The organism is Hydrogenophaga sp. (assembly GCF_026125825.1).
Taxonomy (GTDB): Bacteria; Pseudomonadota; Gammaproteobacteria; order Burkholderiales; family Burkholderiaceae_C; genus Hydrogenophaga.
On sequence record NZ_JAHCKK010000019.1, the window covers coordinates 1 to 18,541 of the forward strand.

At 63.5% G+C, this 18,541-nt stretch carries 17 protein-coding genes; 5 read left to right on the forward strand and 12 right to left on the reverse strand.

Annotation, left to right across the window (positions count from 1 at the left end):
* A partial coding sequence (gene tal / locus KIT86_RS09100; protein WP_297397465.1) for a transaldolase occupies positions 1-915 on the reverse strand: 915 nt, incomplete at its 3' end.
* A gap of 63 nt (positions 916-978) precedes the next feature.
* Between tal and KIT86_RS09105 the strand changes: the two genes are divergently transcribed.
* On the forward strand, positions 979-1,827 hold the full coding sequence (locus KIT86_RS09105) for an SIS domain-containing protein (RefSeq protein ID WP_297397467.1): 849 nt from the start codon (positions 979-981) through the stop codon (positions 1,825-1,827).
* Between the two features lie 52 nt (positions 1,828-1,879).
* Here the strand turns inward: KIT86_RS09105 and KIT86_RS09110 are convergent, their stop codons facing one another.
* The 8 genes from KIT86_RS09110 to KIT86_RS09145 form a co-directional block, all read right to left on the reverse strand.
* Complete coding sequence (locus KIT86_RS09110) at positions 1,880-2,947, reverse strand: ABC transporter ATP-binding protein (RefSeq protein WP_297397469.1); 1,068 nt, start codon at positions 2,945-2,947, stop codon at positions 1,880-1,882.
* Entirely contained in the window at positions 2,944-3,918 is a 975-nt protein-coding gene (locus KIT86_RS09115) for an ABC transporter ATP-binding protein (protein ID WP_297397471.1), read from the reverse strand. The genes KIT86_RS09110 and KIT86_RS09115 overlap by 4 nt, the downstream gene beginning before the upstream one ends.
* A 7-nt stretch (positions 3,919-3,925) precedes the next feature.
* The gene (locus KIT86_RS09120) at positions 3,926-4,837 is read right to left on the reverse strand and encodes an ABC transporter permease (RefSeq protein WP_297397473.1); all 912 of its coding nucleotides are present in this window, start codon (positions 4,835-4,837) and stop codon (positions 3,926-3,928) included.
* A 63-nt stretch (positions 4,838-4,900) separates the two neighbouring features.
* Positions 4,901-6,487, reverse strand: coding sequence for an ABC transporter substrate-binding protein (locus KIT86_RS09125; RefSeq protein ID WP_297397475.1), 1,587 nt, complete (start codon positions 6,485-6,487; stop codon positions 4,901-4,903).
* Positions 6,484-7,767: a M20 aminoacylase family protein gene (locus tag KIT86_RS09130; protein ID WP_297397478.1), complete on the reverse strand. Its 1,284-nt coding sequence runs from the start codon at positions 7,765-7,767 to the stop codon at positions 6,484-6,486. Before KIT86_RS09130 ends, KIT86_RS09125 begins: the two co-directional genes overlap by 4 nt.
* A complete protein-coding gene (locus tag KIT86_RS09135) occupies positions 7,767-8,747 on the reverse strand; it encodes an ABC transporter permease (RefSeq protein ID WP_297397480.1) in 981 nt (326 codons plus the stop codon). The genes KIT86_RS09130 and KIT86_RS09135 overlap by 1 nt, the downstream gene beginning before the upstream one ends.
* Before the next feature lie 63 nt (positions 8,748-8,810).
* Positions 8,811-10,382 carry an ABC transporter substrate-binding protein gene (locus KIT86_RS09140; protein ID WP_297397482.1) on the reverse strand — a complete coding sequence of 524 codons (1,572 nt, stop codon included), beginning with the start codon at positions 10,380-10,382 and terminating at the stop codon, positions 8,811-8,813.
* A gap of 96 nt (positions 10,383-10,478) precedes the next feature.
* Complete coding sequence (locus KIT86_RS09145; protein WP_297397484.1) at positions 10,479-11,207, reverse strand: DUF3047 domain-containing protein; 729 nt, start codon at positions 11,205-11,207, stop codon at positions 10,479-10,481.
* Positions 11,208-11,500: 293 nt separating this feature from the next.
* On the opposite strand from KIT86_RS09145, the gene KIT86_RS09150 reads away from it, so the two are divergent.
* Positions 11,501-11,815: a helix-hairpin-helix domain-containing protein gene (locus KIT86_RS09150; protein WP_297397486.1), complete on the forward strand. Its 315-nt coding sequence runs from the start codon at positions 11,501-11,503 to the stop codon at positions 11,813-11,815.
* Between the two features lie 78 nt (positions 11,816-11,893).
* Here the strand turns inward: KIT86_RS09150 and KIT86_RS09155 are convergent, their stop codons facing one another.
* Together KIT86_RS09155 and KIT86_RS09160 are read right to left on the reverse strand one after the other, a co-directional pair.
* Entirely contained in the window at positions 11,894-12,877 is a 984-nt protein-coding gene (locus KIT86_RS09155; protein WP_297397488.1) for a porin, read from the reverse strand.
* Between the two features lie 264 nt (positions 12,878-13,141).
* Positions 13,142-14,146, reverse strand: a complete 1,005-nt coding sequence (locus tag KIT86_RS09160; protein WP_297397490.1) for a porin — start codon at positions 14,144-14,146, stop codon at positions 13,142-13,144.
* A 317-nt stretch (positions 14,147-14,463) separates the two neighbouring features.
* Between KIT86_RS09160 and coq7 the strand changes: the two genes are divergently transcribed.
* Positions 14,464-15,126: a 2-polyprenyl-3-methyl-6-methoxy-1,4-benzoquinone monooxygenase gene (gene coq7 / locus KIT86_RS09165; RefSeq protein ID WP_297397492.1), complete on the forward strand. Its 663-nt coding sequence runs from the start codon at positions 14,464-14,466 to the stop codon at positions 15,124-15,126.
* Positions 15,127-15,152: 26 nt separating this feature from the next.
* Here coq7 and KIT86_RS09170 read toward each other — a convergent pair whose 3' ends face one another.
* Positions 15,153-15,602 (reverse strand): OsmC family protein, encoded by a 450-nt coding sequence (locus KIT86_RS09170; RefSeq protein ID WP_297397494.1) that lies wholly within the window; start codon positions 15,600-15,602, stop codon positions 15,153-15,155.
* A gap of 221 nt (positions 15,603-15,823) precedes the next feature.
* Here KIT86_RS09170 and ilvA point away from each other — a divergent pair, with 221 nt between their 5' ends.
* Both ilvA and KIT86_RS09180 read left to right on the forward strand, forming a co-directional pair.
* The gene (gene ilvA, locus KIT86_RS09175) at positions 15,824-17,428 is read left to right on the forward strand and encodes a threonine ammonia-lyase, biosynthetic (protein ID WP_297397496.1); all 1,605 of its coding nucleotides are present in this window, start codon (positions 15,824-15,826) and stop codon (positions 17,426-17,428) included.
* A gap of 9 nt (positions 17,429-17,437) precedes the next feature.
* Positions 17,438-18,535, forward strand: coding sequence for a nicotinate-nucleotide--dimethylbenzimidazole phosphoribosyltransferase (locus KIT86_RS09180; RefSeq protein WP_297397498.1), 1,098 nt, complete (start codon positions 17,438-17,440; stop codon positions 18,533-18,535).
* Positions 18,536-18,541 lie beyond the last annotated feature (6 nt).

Genomic DNA, 18,541 nt, shown 5'->3' on the forward strand with positions numbered 1-18,541 from the left:
GGTGTCCGCCACGAACGCACGGATGCCTTCGGCCAGTTTTTCGGTGGCCATGGCATCCTCGTTGAGCGCGAAACGGAAGCTGGCCTCGTCGTGGGTCACATAGGGAATGTCCAGCGACTTGGCGGTGTTGGTATCCAGTGCCCGGCTCAAGGGTGCATCGCTGGCGGCCAGTTGGGCCAGCAGTTCGGGGCTGATGGTGAGCAGATCGCAACCCGCCAGCGCCGTGATTTGACCCACGTTGCGAAAGCTCGCACCCATCACCTCGGTGGCTATGCCGTGCTTCTTGTAGAACTCGTAGATGCTGCGAACCGAGCGCACCCCCGGGTCGTTGGCACCCGCCATCGCGGCCTCGTCCCAGCCAGCGCCTGCGCTTTTCTTGTACCAGTCGTAGATGCGGCCCACGAAGGGCGAGATCAGCTGCACCTTGGCCTGGCCACAGGCCACCGCCTGGGCGAACGAGAACAGCAGGGTGAGGTTGGTATGGATGCCCTCGCGTTCCAGCCGCGCCGCAGCCTGGATGCCTTCCCACGTGGAGGCGATCTTGATCAGCACGCGGTCCACATGCACCCCTTCACCCTGGTAGAGCTCGATGATCCGCCGCGCGCGGGTCACCGTGGCTTCGGTGTCAAAACTCAGCCGGGCATCCACTTCGGTCGAAACCCGGCCCGGAATCAGGCGCAGGATCTCGCCACCAAAAGCCACCAAAAGGCGGTTCATCACCTCGTCCAACCCCTGGGCGCCGTGTTTCGCGACAGCGTCCTTGAGGAGGTGGGCGTACTCGGGCTTCTGGACCGCCTTCAAGATGAGCGACGGGTTCGTCGTGGCGTCCTGCGGGGCGTAGGCCGCGATCTGGTTGAAGTCACCCGTGTCGGCCACGACCGTGGTGAATTGCTTGAGGGCGTCGAGTTGGTTCATGAACAGATTATCGGCCAGCCGATGTAATAAAATTTCACGCCACTTCTCATCCATGTAACCACCATGCTCGACCGGATCAAAGCCTCCCTGCCCTCGCTGGCACCCGCCGAGCAACGCGTGGCCAAGCTCGTGCTGCTGGACCCGCGCACTTTTGCCAGCCTGCCGGTGACCGAGTTGGCCGAGCGCGCGCACGTGAGCAAGCCCACGGTGGTGCGCTTCTGCCGCAGCATGGGCTATGACGGCCTTTCGGACTTCAAGCTCAAACTCGCCGGCACGGTCAGCGAAGGTGTGCCCTTCATCCACCGCAGCGTGGATGTGGACGACAAGACCAGCGACGTGCTGGTCAAGGTGATCGACAACACGGTGGCTGCGTTCCTGAAGTACCGCAACGACGCGTCCAGCCACGCGATCGAAAAGGCGGTGGACGCCCTGGTGGCCACCTACAAGAACCGAGGTCGCATCGAGTTCTACGGCGCTGGCAATTCAGGCATCGTCGCGCAGGATGCGCAACACAAATTCTTCCGCCTGGGCATCAATGCCATCGCCTACAGCGACGGCCACATGCAAGTGATGAGCGCGTCGCTGCTGGGGCCGGGCGACTGCGTGGTGATCATCTCCAACTCAGGCCGCACTCGCGACCTGATGGACGCCGCCGACATCGCGCGCAAACATGGCGCCACGGTGATCGTGATCACCACCAGCGGCTCTCCGCTGGCGCACAGCGGCCACATTCACCTTTCTGCCGACCACCCGGAAGGGTACGACCGCTACAGTCCGATGACCTCGCGCCTGATGCACCTGATGGTGATCGACATCGTGGCCACCTGCCTGGCGCTGCGCATCGGAGGCAACAAGCTCCAACCGCTGCTCAAGGAAATGAAGAACAACCTCCGGAGCAAGAGGTACACGTGACCGCGCGCCAAGCGCTTGAGGACGGCGCGTATCCCCCGCCGCCAAACCGGGACTAGATCCGCCCCTCTTCCACCGCGTGGCAGGCGATGCGAATACCACCGAGATCGAGCAGGTTCGGACGCTCGCTGCGACAACGGTCGTTGGCATGCGGACAACGCGGGTTGAACGCACACCCACTGGGCGGATTCAGCGGGTTGGGCACCTCACCTGACACAGGCGTGCGCGCCTTGCCGGTGTCGTGCATCTTCGGAATCGCATCGAGCAACATGCGCGTGTAGGGGTGGCGCGGCCGGTCGAACAGCGTGTGCTTGGGCGCCAGCTCCACCAGCCGCCCCAGGTACATCACACCCACCTGATCGCTCACGTGGCGCACCACCGCGAGGTTGTGGCTGATGAAGAGGTAAGTCAACCCGCGCTCGCGCTGCAAGTCCTTCATGATGTTGAGCACCTGCGCCTGCACGCTCACGTCCAGCGCCGAGGTGGGCTCGTCGCACACCAGGAACTCGGGCTGCGTGGCCAGGGCCCGCGCAATGGAGATGCGCTGGCGCTGTCCACCGGAGAACTGGTGTGGGTACTTCACACGGTCCTGCGGCGACAGGCCCACCGACTTCAGCAGTTCATCGACCCGAGCGCGCAAGGCCACCGGCTCGGTCTCGATCTCGTGCTCGCGCAAGGGCTCGGCAATGATGTCTTCCACGCGCCAGCGCGGGTTCAGGCTGGCGTACGGGTCCTGGAAGATCATCTGAATGCGCCGGCGCAGTTTGCGGCCTTCCGGCGTCTTGAACGCGGCGTGGGCGTCCTGGCCGTCGAACTGGAAGCCACCCCGGGTCGGCTCGTACAGACCCACCAGCAGGCGCGCCACCGTGCTCTTGCCGCAGCCGGACTCCCCCACCAGAGCCAGTGTCTGGCCGCGCGGGATGTCGAAGGACACGCCGTCCACGGCGCGCAGCAGTTGTCGCGGCTGGCGTTCGATCACGCGATTGAGCCAGGGCGCGGACACATCGAAGGTCTTGGCCAGGTCGGTGGCGCGCACCAGCGGCGCTTCAGGCACGGCTGGCGGCAATGCAGCGCTGCGGTTCTGCGCGGCCAGCACCGCCTTTTCGATCATGTCCGCGCTCATGCCAGGGCCCCCGCCTGCGCGTGCAGCCAGCAGGCCGCCTGGGTGGCGCCGGCCGGCAGCAGATCAGGCCGCTCGACGTGGCAGCGGTCGAACACCTTCTCGCAGCGCGGGTTGTACGCACAGCCAGAGGGAATGGCATTGAGCCGCGGCATGGCGCCGTCGATCTGGTGCAGGCGCTCACGGTCCTGGCTCATGTCGGGAATGCAGGCCATCAGGCCAGCGGTGTAGGGATGCGCCGGGTGGTTGATGACCTCGTGCACCGGGCCGATCTCGGCGACTCGCCCCGCGTACATCACGGCCACCCGGTCGCAGGTCTCGGCAATCACACCCATGTCGTGGGTGATCAGCATCACCGCGGCACCGCGCTGTTTGCAGATGGTTTTGAGCAAGGTGATGATCTGCGCCTGGATGGAGACATCGAGCGCGGTGGTGGGCTCGTCGGCCACGATGAGTTGCGGTTCGGCCGCCAGGGCCAGCGCGATCACGACGCGCTGGCGCATGCCACCAGAGAACTGGTGCGGGAAGTGGTCGATGCGCTGCTCCGCGGCCGGGATGCCTGTGTCCTTGAGCAGGTCGATCGCGCGCCTGCGCGCTTCGGTTTGGCTCACAGGCAGGTGGGTGGTGATGGTTTCGATGAGCTGGCGGCCCACGGAATACAGGGGGTTGAGCGAGGTCAGCGGATCCTGGAAGATCGCGCCGATCTCGCGCCCCCGCACTTTGCGCATCTGATCCTGAGGCAGGTTGTCGATGCGCCGACCGTGCAGCAGGATCTCGCCGGAGGCGACGCGGCCCGGCGGCTCCAGCAGGCCAATGATGGAGGCCCCCGTGAGCGACTTGCCTGCGCCGGATTCCCCCACCACCCCCAGGATCTCGCCCGGAGCGATGTCGAAAGAGATGTCGTCCAGCGCGCGCAGCGTGCCACGGCGACCCGGGAATTCGACAACGAGATTCTTGACTTGGAGAAGGCTCATCTTGATCTCAGCGCAGGCGGGGGTTGAGTGCGTCGCGCAGCCAGTCGCCCAGCAGGTTCACGCTGAGTGCAATCAGCACCAGCATCGCGCCCGGGAAAATGGTGATCCACCATTCACCAGAGAACAGGTAGTCGTTGCCCACGCGGATCAGCGTGCCCAGCGACGGCGAGGTGGGCGGTGCACCCACCCCCAGGAAGGACAGCGTGGCCTCCGTGATGATGGCCGTGGCCACCTGGATGGTGGCCAGCACCAGCACCGGGCCCATGACATTGGGCAGCACATGGCTGCGCATGATGCGCAGTGGAGCCACGCCAGTCACGCGCGCGGCCTGCACATACTCCTTGTTGCGCTCCACCAGTGTGGAGCCGCGCACGGTGCGCGCGTACTGCACCCAACCGGTGAGCGTGATCGAGATGATCAGCACACCAAAAGCCAGCGTTTCGTGCGCATTGGGGAACAGCGCGCGGCCAACGCCAGCGATCAGCAAAGCGATGAGGATGGGGGGGAAGGACAGCATCACATCGCACAGGCGCATGAGAAAGCCGTCCACCCACCCACCCAGAAAGCCGGCCAGCAGGCCGAAGGTGACACCGATCACCACCGAGAGAAGCACCGAGGCCAGCCCCACCGCGAGCGAGATGCGCGCGCCGTACATCAGCGCCGAGAGGATGTCGCGGCCCTGGTCGTCCGTGCCGAGCAGGAAGCTGCTCGACCCATCCGGGTGCCATGCCGGCGGCAGCCGGGCGTTTGTGAGCTCAAGCGTCGCCAGGTCGAAGGGATTGTGCGGGGCCACCCATGGTGCGAAAACCGCGCAGAACACACATATGAAAGCAATCACCGCCGCGACGATGGCGGTCGGCGAAGTGCGGAAGCTGTGGCCGACATCGCTGTCGAGCCCGCGTTTGATGAGGCTGATCACGTGGGGAACTTGGTTGGGTGCGGCGCCACCGCGAGACCTTGGCCTCGCGGTGGCCAGGCCGGCTTACTTCGCCGGCTTCACCGACATGAAGCGGAACGGCATGAAGTTGTCGGCGAGCTGGACCAACTCCACATTGCTCGCCACGCCCCAGGCCAGCGCCTGCTGGTGCAGCGGGAGGTGGCCGATGTCGTCCGAGTGCAGCTTGAAGGCCTCCTTGATCAGGGCATCGCGCTTGGCCTTGTCGGTCTCCGACTGGATCTGCACCGTCAGCTCATCGAGCTTCGGGTTGCAATAGGCCCCCAGGTTGAACTGGCCACTGCCCTTGTCGTCCACGCAGCGCATCAAGGCATTCAGGGCGTTGTGCGCGTCATAGGTGCCTGGTGTCCAGCCCAACATGTAGAAGCTGGTATCGCGGCGCAGGACCTTGGGGAAATAAGTGCCCTTGGTTTCGGCCTGCAGATTGATCTTCACGCCGATGCGCGCGAGGTTGGCCGCCACCGCCTGGCAGATCGCGCCATCGTTGACGTAGCGGTCGTTGGGGCAGTTCAAAGCCACTTCAAAGCCATTGGGGTAGCCAGCGTCGGCCAGCAGCTTCTTGGCGCCTTCCGGGTCGTACGGCAGGCGGTTGTTCATGGCGTTGTCGAAGCCGTTGATGCCGGGACCCACCATCAGCGCCATGGGCTTGGAGGCACCACGCATCACGGTGCGCTGGATGCCATTGATGTCAATCGCCTGGTAGAAGGCCTGGCGCACCCGCTTGTCCTTGAAGGGGTTCTTGCCCTTGACATTCGAGTACAACAACTCGTCGCGCTTCTGGTCCATGCCCAGGAAGATGGTGCGCAGTTCAGGGCCTTGCATCACCTGGCTCTTGCCGCTGGCGTTGATGCGCGCCACGTCCTGCAGCGGCACCGGTTCGATCACATCCACCTGTCCCGAGAGCAGCGCGGCCACACGGGTGGAGTCGTTGCCGATCGGCGTGTACTCCACATTGACGACGTTGCCTTCGATCTTGCCCCAGTAGTTCCCGTTGCGCACAAAGCTGGTCTTGACGTTGGGCTGGCGCTCGCGCAAGCGGAACGGCCCGGTGCCGTTGGCGCGGAACGAAGCCGCATTTTCGACCCCCTTGCGTCGATCCACCGGCCGCGTGGCCTGGTTGTCCTCGGCCCACTTTTTGTTCATGATGAACAGCAGCGAGAGCACATCGGGCAGGATGGGGAACGGACCCTTGGTCTCGATGTCGACGGTAAAGTCGTTGACCTTGCGGACCTCCTTCACATCGTTGGTGTAGCTCTTCATGTCCGAACCTTCACCCGAGGCGCGCGCGAAGGTGAACAGCACGTCGTCGGCCGTGAAGGGGGCACCGTCGTGGAATTTCACGCCTTTGCGCAGCTCGAAACGCCAGACGCTGGGTGAGGTCTGCTTCCAGCTCGTCGCCAGCCCGGGTACCAGCTTCAGGTTCTGGTCGCGAGCGACAAGGGGTTCGTAGACATTGTTCGTCACGCTGAGCTGCAGGGACTCGTTGAGCGAATGCGGGTCCATGGACAACGCATCGCCCTGGTTGCCGATGCGGATGGTCTGCGCCGAGGCAGCCCCCAGGGTGAGCAGGGCGGTGGTGACCAGCGTGGCCGCCAGCGTTTTCCGGAAGATCATGCGTCGCTCCTTGATGCGTTTGTGGTTGTGGAAGGGGTTCTGGCCGATGCCAGGGAGTCGTCGGCCAGCGGCATGGCGTGCTCCACCAGGCTGGCGTGCAAGGCCGCACCAAGCGGCAAGACCTCGTCGTTGAAGTCGTAGCGGCTGTTGTGCAGGAAACAGCTGCCGAGGCCGTTTTCGGCACCCTGCCCCAGGCGCAGGTAGGCGCCGGGCTTGACCTGCAACATGAAAGAAAAATCTTCGGCGCCCATGCTGGGGTCCATGTTGCGATCCACGTGATCGTGGCCCACCAGCTTCTGCGCCACGTCGGCCGCAAAGCGTGCCTCGTCGCGCGTATTGATGGTGGCAGGGTAGATCCGCTCGTAATTCACATGCGCCGTCGCCCCCAGGCCCAGGGCCACGCCGGAGCAGACTTCCTGCAGGCGCTTCTCGACCATGGCCTGCACTTCGGGGTTGAAGGTGCGCACCGTGCCCACCAGCGTGGCCTTGCCGGGCATCACGCTGAATGCACCCATGTCGCCGGCCTGCATGGCACACAGGCTGATCACCGCGCTGTCGATGGCACGCACATTGCGCGAGACGATGCTCTGCACCGCCGTGATGATGTGGGCCGAGACAAGCACCGGGTCCACCGTCTGGTAGGGGTGGGCCCCATGGCCACCCTTGCCCGTCACTTCGATGGTGATGCGATCGGCCGAAGCCATCATGGGCCCGGGGTTCACGCCCACCGTGCCGGGACGCATCTGCGGCCAGTTGTGCATGCCGAAGACCGACTGCACCGGGAAGCGATCAAACAGGCCATCCTCGATCATGGCCTTGGCGCCCGCAAATCCTTCCTCACCGGGCTGGAAGATCAGCACCGCCGTGCCATCGAACTGGCGCGTTTCGGCTAGGTAGCGCGCTGCACCCACGAGCATGGTCGTGTGGCCGTCGTGGCCGCAGCCATGCATCATGCCGGGGCGAACCGACTTCCAGGCGAAATCGTTGTGTTCGGTCATCGGCAGCGCGTCCATGTCGGCGCGCAGGCCGACCATGCGGCCACTGGCGTGGCGGCGGCCGCGGACAACCGCCACCACCCCGGTCTTGCCAATGCCGGTGTGGATCTCGTCCACGCCACACACCTTGAGCGACTCGACCACGCGCTGAGCGGTGTAGTGCTCTTCGAATCCGATTTCCGGATGGGCGTGCAGGTCGCGTCGCAGGGCCGTGAGCTCGGGATGGAAGGCCGCGATATGGGCAAACGCGCGGCCATGGGCCTTGATGCGGGGCGGAAAGGACATCAGTGGCCTCCCGCCTTCTCCACGCGAAGGCGGGGATCCACCGCGAAGTACAGCAGGTCGACGACCAGATTGATGACCACGAAGATCAGCGCAATGAGGCACAGGTAGGCGGCCATCACCGGGATGTCGGCGAAGGTCACGGCCTGGATGAACAGCAGCCCCATGCCCGGCCACTGAAACACCGTCTCCGTGATGATCGCAAACGCAATCAGGCCCCCCAGTTGCAAGCCGGTGATGGTCATCACTGGCACCAGGGTGTTCTTCAGCGCGTGCCCGAAATGCACCGCACGGTTGGTCAGGCCCCGGGCTCGCGCGAACTTGATGTAGTCGGTGCGCAGCACCTCCAGCATCTCCGCGCGCACCAGCCGCATGATCAGCGTGAGCTGAAAGATAGCCAGCGTGATGGCCGGCAGCGTGATGTGGTGCCAGCCCTTGGGTGTCAGCAGGCCGGTGCTCCACCAGCCCAATTGCGTCACCTCGCCTCGGCCAAAACTGGGAAACCAGCCCAGGGTCACGGCGAACAACAGGATCAGCAGGATGCCGATCAGGAACGTGGGCAGGGACACCCCGAGCAGCGACACGGTCATGAAAACCTGGCTCATGAACGTGCCACGACGCAGTGCCGCGTACACCCCCATGGGAATGCCCACCACCAGCGCCAACACCGCCGCCACCATCGACAGCTCCAGCGTGGCAGGAAAGCGCTCCGCGATCAGGCGCGAGACCTTCGCCCCCTGTCGCAACGACAGGCCGAATTCACCTTGCACCGCATTGACGAGGAAATGCCCGAACTGCACGAAGAAAGGGCGGTCCAGACCGAGCTCGGTGCGCAGCTCGCGCACCTGATCGGGGGTGGCGTCCTGTCCGAGCAGGAAGACCACGGGGTCTCCCACATACTGGAACAACATGAACGCGATGAACGCCACGCTGACCATGACGATCACGGCCTGCGCCAGTCGCCGAAGAATGAATGCGAACATCGTGTGAAAAATGAAGAGAGGGTCGCCCCCTGCGGTGCGCGACCCTCGACTGACGCTGTGAAATCAGTTTACCTTGATGAGGCGCCAGTCCAGGCGGTTGTCCGCCCGGTGCACCACGTCGATGTTCTTCTTCATGGCCCAGGGAATGATCTGGTTGTGCAAAGGGATATGGGCCACGTCCTCATTCTGCAGCGCCAGTGCCTTGGTCAGCAGCTCCGTGCGCAGCTTCAGATCGGTTTCCTTCTTGGTCCGCTCCACCAGCGCATCCATCTGCGGATTGCTGTAGCGGCCCACGTTGTAGTTGCCATCACCACCGGCGCCCACCGAACGCACCAGGGACTGCAGGCTGTAGAGCGCATCAAAAGTGGGCACACCCCAGCCCAGCATGTAGATGCTGGCCTCATAGCGCTGGATCATCGGGAAGTAGGTCACCAGCGGCAGGGTGCGCAACTTGGCCTTCACACCGATGCGCGCCCACATGGAGGTCACGGCCTGGCAGATCTGCTCGTCGTTGATGTAACGGTTGTTGGGGCAGGCAAAGTCGACTTCGAAGCCATCCTTGTAGCCCGCATCGGCCAGCAGCTTCTGGGCAGCCGCCACGTCGAAAGGGTGGCGCTTGTGAACCGCCTCCGTCCAGCCGTTGACCTGAGGGGCCACCAGTGCGCCGGTGGGCTGCCCCAAGCCGCGCAGGCTCACCCTTGCGATCGTGTTCATGTCGATGGCCTGGTAAAGCGCCTTGCGGACCCGCTGGTCCTTCAAGGGGTTCTTACCCTTGATATTGCTGCCCGGCAATTCATCCCGGAACTGGTCCATGCCGAAGAAGATGGTCCTGTTTTCCACCCCATCGATCACCTTGAGGTTCTGGTCGCCACGCACGCGCGCCAGATCCTGTGGGCTGGGGTCGAGCACGAGATCCACCTCACCCGAGAGCAAAGCCGCCATGCGTGTGGCCACGGCCTTGACCGGCGTGTAGATCACCTCGGTCACGTTGCCCTCCGACTTGCCCCACCAGTTCGGGTTGCGGGTGACCACCAGCTTCTGGTCCTGTTGCCACTCCTTCAGCACGAAGGGACCCGTCCCATTGGCGTTGCGATGGGCAAAATTTTCGTCCTGCGTCTTGATGTCCTTGGGCAAGGTCGAGTTGTTCTTTTCTGCCCAGGCCTTGCTCATCATGCGCAGCTCGGTGAGCTGGTTCAGCAACACCGGATTGGGGTCCTTGGTGAAGATGTCGATGGTGTTGGCGTCCACCTTGACCACCCGGTCAATGCCCTGGGCATAGATGCCGAAATTCGAGGTCTTGGCCATCGCCCGCTCGATCGAGAACACCGCGTCGTCGGCCGAGAAGCTTGAGCCGTCGTGAAACTTGACGCCGGTGCGCAGGTTCATGCGCAGCTGGGTTGGGGTCACCTGCTTCCAGGCCGTCGCCAGAACGGGCTCGGGCTTGAAGGTCTTGCTGTTGTAGTAGACGAGCGACTCGTACACCGACGCGTGAATCCCGTTGGCCAAGGCATTGTTCTGTGAATGAATGTCCCACGTGGGAATGTCACTGGCGCTCGTCCATTTGAAGGTTTTGGCGTGAGCGCCGCCGGCACCAAAGGCCACCGCGGCGAACAGGACTGCGAATGGGAGCTTCATTTGTTGACACCTAAATAAAGTGGACATCCCGCCACTATGCAACAAACGTTCCCGGCCAATGCACCGGAGTAACCCGAACGGACAGACGCGCCTGCGTCAATCCGGCGCCCGTTCCAGGCTCAGCGCGCCATACCAGGCGGTGAGTTCGCTCTCCGTGTTGTCGGTGTCCGTCATGAGCGCCACCAGACGCAAAGGGCCCGGCTCCTCGCCAAACGCGAGACGGAAATCGGCGCGCACGTCGCGCACGTGGTCGCGCCATTGCCCCAAGTTGGCGACGTCGCTGTCCACCACCAGTTTTCGTATGCGGTCCGTGCGCGGGTTCACCACAACGGTGCCCGGCTCGTGCTTGGCGCTCCAGACATAGACCAATGAAGCGTAGGGCAGCTCTTCCCCTGTGAGCAAGCGACTCATCTCAGACAGGCGATGGTTTCGGGGCGCCCAGCGCGTGCGGTCGCCATCGAAGGCAAGGACCACCCTGACCGCAGAGTCCGCCTGACTGGACACGGCCAGATCGGCGTCTGCGGGAACGCCATCGACCCGCCACGAAAACGACAAGCGCCCCACGGAGTCCAGCGAAGGCACGAACCGCTGACGCAGGATGCTCACGGAACTGTTTGCCCGCACCCGCAGCGCCGGGCGCCCTTCCACCTGCACGGGCTCGAATGGCTGGTAACGCTTGCCAGGAAAAAAGAACGCCTCCCACGGCACATCCGTCGCGGGGGTCGCAAACAGTTGCCTGGCCGTCTTCAGCGCGGCCGGGCTGGCCCCCTTGGCCAGCTTTTGGGGCCGAGTGGGCGTCGAGTCCTGCGCCGCATCGTCTGACATCGCGGGAGACCCCGCACATCCAGCCAGCATCAGAGCAAGCGAGCCCGCACAGGCCACAGACCCCAACACGCGCACCACACCCGGTTGGCCCGCACAAAAGGGAGCCTTGATGTTGCAAATGTGCATAAAAGAATGAATATGGTTTATTGCAATTCTGATTTTTCTTCAAAAAATCAAACTTTAGAAATACATTCATGCCCCGGAGCCATGGTGGCTTCAGGCCATGAAATGGGCGAATGCATTCTGCTAACCCCTTCGTGGCATGTCAAAAGCGTTTCAATGGAGAGGATCCCATGTTCAAGAAAACTCTGACCAGCCTGCTCGCCCTTTTCACCGCCGCCAGTTTCGCCGCCGTCGACATCAACACCGCTACCGTGGCTGACCTGGACAGCATCAAAGGCATCGGACCAAACACATCGGCCAAGATCCTGGACGCACGCAAGTCAGCCCCGTTCAAGAGTTGGGGCGACCTGATTCAGCGGGTGCCTGGCATTGGTGACAAACGCGCGGCCAAGCTCTCGTCACAGGGGTTGACCGTGAACGGAGAAGGCTTCAAGCCGTCGGCCGCAGCGCCCACAGACAAGAAGGCTGCCACTCCGACCAAGTAGTCTCACGGCACGCCCATAAAAAAAGCCACCCGGCATGCCGGGTGGCTTTTGACTGATCGGTGTTCCGAAGAACGGAGATCAGAACTTGTGCTGGACGCCGACGCCGAAGATCGTGTCCGTTTCGGTGGTCGTACCGCCAACCTTTTCCTTGGCCTTGGTGAAGGCAGCGTAGGTCGAGGTGCGCTTGGACAGAGCATACAGAGCGCCAACCGAGTAGCCAGCGCGCTTCGTATCCGTGCCGTCCTTGTCCTTGGACGCAGCGTAGCCGGTCGAAAGGGTCAGAGCGGAAGACAGGGGGAAGTCAGCGCCGATTTGCCAGTCGTTGGTCTTGGTAGCGAGCACGTTGCGGGTCTGGCCAACGCCACCCTTCACCACTGCGACGCCCAGGTCATAGGCGGCGGTGAAGTAAGTGAACTTGGCATCGTTGCCCACGCCAGCAGCGTCGTTTTGCAACTGGTAGGCGAATGCGGCCGTCAGCGGACCGGCAGCGTACTGCAGGTTGAAGTCGGTCTGGTCGCGCTTGACAGCTGCGTTCTCGTCCAGGCCGCGAGACACGGCAGCGCTGAAGCCGCCGAAGTTGGGCGTGGTGTAGCGCAGTGCGTTGCGGGGCTTGTCGTTGTACTGAGCGACGCTCATCACTTGATAAGCAGGCGAGAAGGCAACAGCGTCAAAAATGGAGTTGCCGATGTAGAACACGTCGTCGAAAGCCGACCACACGTTACCGAACTGGGCGGTACCGAAGCCACCTTCCAAACCGACCCACGATTGGCGGTCGAATGCGGTGCCGGTGTTGGCCGTGCCGGTGGAAGCATTGAAACCTTGCTCGAGCTTGAAGATGGCCTTCAAACCGCCGCCCAGATCCTCCGAACCCTGCACGCCCCAACGGCTGGTCGCCAGACCACCCGAATTCAGGACCGTGGTGGAGGTGGAAACACCACCAGCTTCATTCTTCGTGCGGCCGGCCCACACGTCCACCAGACCGTACATGGTCACGCTGGATTGGGCTTGTGCCACACCAGCCACGGAGCCGAGGACAGCCAGGGCGATCAATGATTTTTTCATGGTTACTTCCTTAAAAATATTGCGGTGAGAACCACCACAAAGTTAGAAACTGACTGGTGCATGTTAGGAGCAAAGCTCACTACCCCCTAGGGTAAGCCCTGAAAAACGGTTCAATTTCGAGTCAACCTGTTGTCTTGGTGCAACAACACAGGGGTGCAACATCGTTGCCGGCTTTCGATTGGCCAAGAAAACAAAAAAGCCACCTGTCCGGAGACAGGTGGCTTTCAAACATCTGCACAAGCTGGCTTGAAGCCAGCGAGACGATCAGAAGTTGTGTTGCAGACCGAAGCCGAAGCCGGTGCTGGACTTGGCGCCATTGCCGCCAGCGCCGGTCACCGTTGCCGGGACCCAAGCGGCGTTGCGGCGTGCAACGTTCACGTAGGCTTGCGTGCGCTTGCTCAGGAAGTACTTGTAGCCAGCGATGATGGTGCGGCCGTCGTCGCCCACTTGCTCGTTGTTGTTGAACGAAGCGTAGATCAGGCCAGGACCCACGGGAGCCGTCAGGCCCAACGCGTAGGAGTTGTCTTGATCGGAGGCCAGGCCGCCTTGGTCACGGATGGTGAAGAACACCTTGACGACGCTGAAGTCATAGGAAACAGCGAACTGGTTCACAGCCTTGAGCGTGGTGGCAGCTGCCGTGGCGCCCGTGTAGTTCACGAACGTGGCGCTCAGAGGACCGCCGTCGTAACGAACACCGATGGCCTTGCCAGCCTTGTTGCCCACAGCCGTGGACTCGGAAGGTGCATATTCCAGCTGGACTTGCACGCCGCCGAAACGGGGCGAGTGGTACTGCACCGCGTTGGGCACATACACCGAGCTCGATGCGTTCGAGGTCTTGGCCGAGGCAGTGGCGTTGCCGCCCAGCACGGTGTTGGCGTCATGCACGGAAACACCCTTCGTGCCGTTGGCCAGCAGGACGTTGCCGTACAGCGTGTTGACCGGACGGCCAGCGCGCAGGGTACCGAAGCCGCCGGTCAGGCCAACGAACATGCCGTTGTTGCCCAGGCCATCGGTGGAGGACACGGTGCCGGTGTCGCTGTTGAACGAGGTCGACACTTGGAACACGGCCTTCAGGCCACCGCCGAGGTCTTCGGTGCCGGCCAGGGTCCAGTTGCTGGTGCCGTTGCGGTTGGCGGTCATGCGCAGGGCATCACCAGAGAAACGCTTCTCGAGGCCAACGTCAACGGTACCGGACAGGGTCACGGTCGACTGTGCGAATGCGGCGCCGGTGGCTGCCACAGCGGCCAGAGCGATCAGGGTCTTTTTCATTGAAGGGTTCTCCAAGGGTTAATAAGGGCCGGGGGTCTTTGCCACCGAGCCAACCTCCATCCAGGAAGCTTCGCTAATTGCATCAGAAAGTTTCCGATGGCGCCATGGTAGTGACGGCTTTTCTCGCCTCATGGCGGTGCATCCGTTGCACACGTGCCACGTTGTTAGTAGATACCCGCATATGGATAGGCTCTGGAATCATGATCCCCGTCCTTCGACGTTCAGCCCAGGAAACCGACAGGGGCAACCGCATGGAAGAATTCCCGACACGCAATCCATGGCAGCATGTGCCCTGGTGATCCCTTCCAGCCCAAACCATGCCCAACACCACCGACGCCCTGTTGACCGCCGCCGATGCCGCCTTGAGGACCCTGTTCGTCTCACCAAGGGCCACGCGCGAATGCCCGACCCTGCCCGAGCGGGCCACGGACGCGGAACTCGGACCGCAAGAGCGCGAGCTGTCGGGCGCCTTGATGCGGGTGAACCATGTTGGCGAGGTCTGTGCCCAGGCGCTGTACACCGCGCAGGCCCTGGCGGCACGTTGGCCCCGAGGAACCGGCGGAACGCCCAATGAGGCCCTTGCCCGCCAACTGGAGGCCGCAGGACGTGAGGAAACCGACCACCTCGCGTGGACCCAGGCGCGCCTGGACGAGCTGGGCGCCCGGCGCTCGCTGCTCAATCCGCTCTGGTATGCGGGGGCCTTCGGCCTTGGGCTGATCGCCGGACGCGTGGGACCCGGTGTGAGCCTGGGTTTCGTCGTCGAGACGGAACGCCAGGTCGAAGCCCACCTCGCAAGCCACATGGACCGCCTGCCCGCGAAGGACCAAGCCTCCCGAGCCATCGTCGCGCAAATGAAGGACGACGAAGCCCGGCACGCGCGCGAGGCTCAGCAAGCAGGGGCGACGGAACTGCCAGCCCCGGTCAAAGGAGTGATGCGCATGGCGGCCAAGGTCATGACCACGGTCGCCCACCGCATCTGAGCGGCGCGCCAGCGCGGTACTTGGACTCAGGCCTCCAGCAAATCAAAGCTGGTGGTGATCGCGGCGGTCTTGCCCAGCATGATGCTGGCCGAGCAGTATTTGTCGTGGCTCATGGCAATGGCGCGCTCCACCGCTGCTGCCGGAATGCCTTTCCCCGTCACCGTGAAATGCATGTGGATCTTGGTGAACACCTTGGGGTCGACGGGCGCGCGCTCGGTCACCAGCTTCACGCTGCACCCGCGCACGTCGTGGCGGCCCCGCTTGAGAATGAGAACCACGTCGTAGGCCGTGCAGCCACCGGTGCCTGCCAGCACCGTTTCCATGGGCCGGGCCGCCAGGTTGGCACCCCCGTTGTCTGGCTTCGCCTCATCGGGAGCGCCATCCATGGCGATCACGTGGCCGCTGCCAGTCTCGGCCACAAAGCCCATGTTTGAACGGGTGCCGGCAGCGCCGGTCCAGGTGACGGTGCATTCCATGAAAGGTCCAGTCGTTAAATAACCAACGGTATTGGGGTCAGCGCTCTAAAAATCGCAAAAACACGGTTTCGCGATGTTGCAATGCAGCATGAGCGCGTTATACTGGCGCCATTGTATTTACGGTTGTCTCCTCTACCCTCCACGGGTGGATTCAAGCCCGGTCTGGTTCTGCCAGTCCGGGCTTTTTTTCGCCCCCGATATGATGTGCAGCGAGGAATACCATGCCGTCAGCCCGTCCCACACAACACAACAACACCCCCAAAGCCTCGTCGACCACCACCATGGGCCCGGCGGACTACCTGAAAAAGATCCTGAACGCCCGGGTGTATGACGTCGCCGTGGAATCCGCCCTGGAGCCAGCCAACAACCTGAGCCGACGCTTGCACAACACAGTGCTGCTCAAGCGGGAAGACCAGCAACCCGTGTTCAGCTTCAAGCTGCGCGGCGCCTACAACAAGATGGCACACCTGTCGCCCGAGCAGCTGAAGAAGGGTGTCATCTGTGCCTCGGCGGGCAACCATGCCCAGGGCGTGGCACTGGGTGCGCGCAAACTGGGAACGCGGGCAGTGATCGTGATGCCGACCACCACACCCCAGGTCAAGATCGACGCCGTTCGCGGCTTTGGCGGCGAAGTGGTGCTGCACGGCGACAGCTATTCCGATGCCTACACCCACTCCCTCACCCTGCAAAAGAAACAGGGCCTCACCTTCGTGCACCCGTTCGACGATCCTGACGTGATCGCAGGCCAGGGCACGATCGCCATGGAGATCCTGCGCCAGCTGCAGAGCCTGGGCTCGGACCACCTGGACGCCGTTTTCGTGGCCATCGGCGGTGGCGGTCTCATCTCGGGCGTGGCCAACTACATCAAGGCCGTGCGCCCCGAAATCAAGGTGATCGGGGTGCAAACGACCGATTCGGACGCGATGCTGCGCTCTGTCAAGGGCGGAGAGCGGGTCACGCTGGCCGATGTCGGCTTGTTCGCCGACGGCACGGCGGTCAAACTGGTCGGTGAAGAGACGTTCCGCATCGCGCGCAATCTGGTGGACGAGTACATCACCGTGGACACCGATGCGGTGTGCGCGGCGATCAAGGATGTGTTCGTGGACACCCGCAGCATTGTCGAGCCCTCGGGCGCCCTGGCGGTGGCCGCCATCAAACAGTACGTGGCCCAGCACAAGACGCGCGGCCAGACCTATGCCGCCATCCTCTGTGGCGCCAACATGAACTTCGATCGGCTGCGCTTTGTGGCCGAGCGCGCCGAAGTGGGGGAGGAGCGCGAGGCGCTCTTTGCCGTCACCATCCCTGAGGAACGCGGCAGCTTCCGCCGCTTCTGCGAAGCGATCGAGAAGCTCCCGGGCGGCCCGCGCAACGTGACCGAGTTCAACTACCGCATCCACGACGGCAGCGCGGCCCATGTGTTCGTGGGCCTGACCACCCACGGCAAGGGTGAGTCCGCCAAGATCGCCGCCAATCTGATCCGGCATGGCTTCAAGACCCTGGACCTCACGCACGACGAACTGGCCAAGGAACACATCCGGCATATGGTGGGCGGGCATTCTCCCCTGGCCCACGACGAGCGACTGCTGCGATTCGTCTTTCCGGAGCGGCCGGGCGCGTTGCTCAAGTTCCTGAGCCTGATGCGTCCGGGCTGGAACATCAGCCTGTTCCACTACCGAAACCAGGGCGCTGACTACGGCCGAATCCTGGTCGGGCTTCAGGTGCCGGCAAAGGACCACAAGGCATTCGACAAGTTTCTGGACACGTTGGGGTATCCGTACGTGGAAGAAACCAGCAATCCGGTGTACCGTCTCTTCCTCAAAAGCTGACCACCCACCATGGCCCTCGATCCCGTCTTCGAACCGATCACCCGACGGGCGCCCGAGTTACCCGCGAACCTGAGGCTGCCCCACATCGCGGCGACGACGGACACGCTGCTGGATCACTCGGTGATGCAGCGCCTGGCACCTGAAGGCATGCCGGAGCACTCGCTCGGTCGCATGGAAGCCCTTGTGCTGCAGTTGGCGCGCATCCAGCACGGCAGCCCCCTGCCGTTCGATCTGCTGGTTTTCGACTCCCCTCAGCTGGTCGTGTTCGCGGCCGACCACGGCGTTGCCGATGAGGGCATGTCGGAAATGCCCCAGTCCATGACCTGCGAACACGTCCTGCAACTGCTGCTCGGCGCGGCGCCGGTCAATGCCCTGGCCCAGATGCACGGATTCGACCTGACGGTGGTCGACGCCGGCGTGGCTTCCCACATCACCCTTCCAGACGACGCCCGGCGCAAAGCGCCACTGCTGCTGCGCAAGATCGGCTACGGCACCCGCAACCTGATGATGGGCCCGGCCATGTCACAGGCGCAGGCCGTCTCGGCCCTGCACGCGGGCATGGACGTGGTGCGCCATCTGCCCGGCAACGTGATTGCACTGGGCGACATCGGCGTGGCCAACAACGTCAGCGCCTCCCTGCTGCTCTCCCGCCTGTGTGGCGTGCCGCTGTCCGATGCCTGCGGGCGCGACGATTTTCATGCCGCAGGGCCTCACGACGACCCGCACCCCCAGCGCATTGAAAAGCTCTCGACTGCCGCCAGCCGCCACCGCAAGGCGCTGGGGCCGCTGGACGCGCTGGCTGCGCTCGGTGGGTTCGAGATCGCCATGATGGCTGGCGCCATGCTGCAGGCGGCGGCCGAACGGCGGGTGGTGCTGGTGGATGGGTACGTGGCGAGCGCAGCCGCCCTCGTGGCGCGCGGCCTGGTGCCGGCCGTGGCCGACTACCTGGTGTTTGGCCACCGCTCGGCCGAAAGCGGACACCGTTTGATGCTGATCCATCTGCAGGCCCAGCCCCTGCTGGACATGGGCATGCGCATGGGCCAGGGCACCGGCGCCCTCCTGGCGTGGCCCCTGCTGCTCGCGGCGCAGGGATTGCTCGAGCGCTGAGCCCGC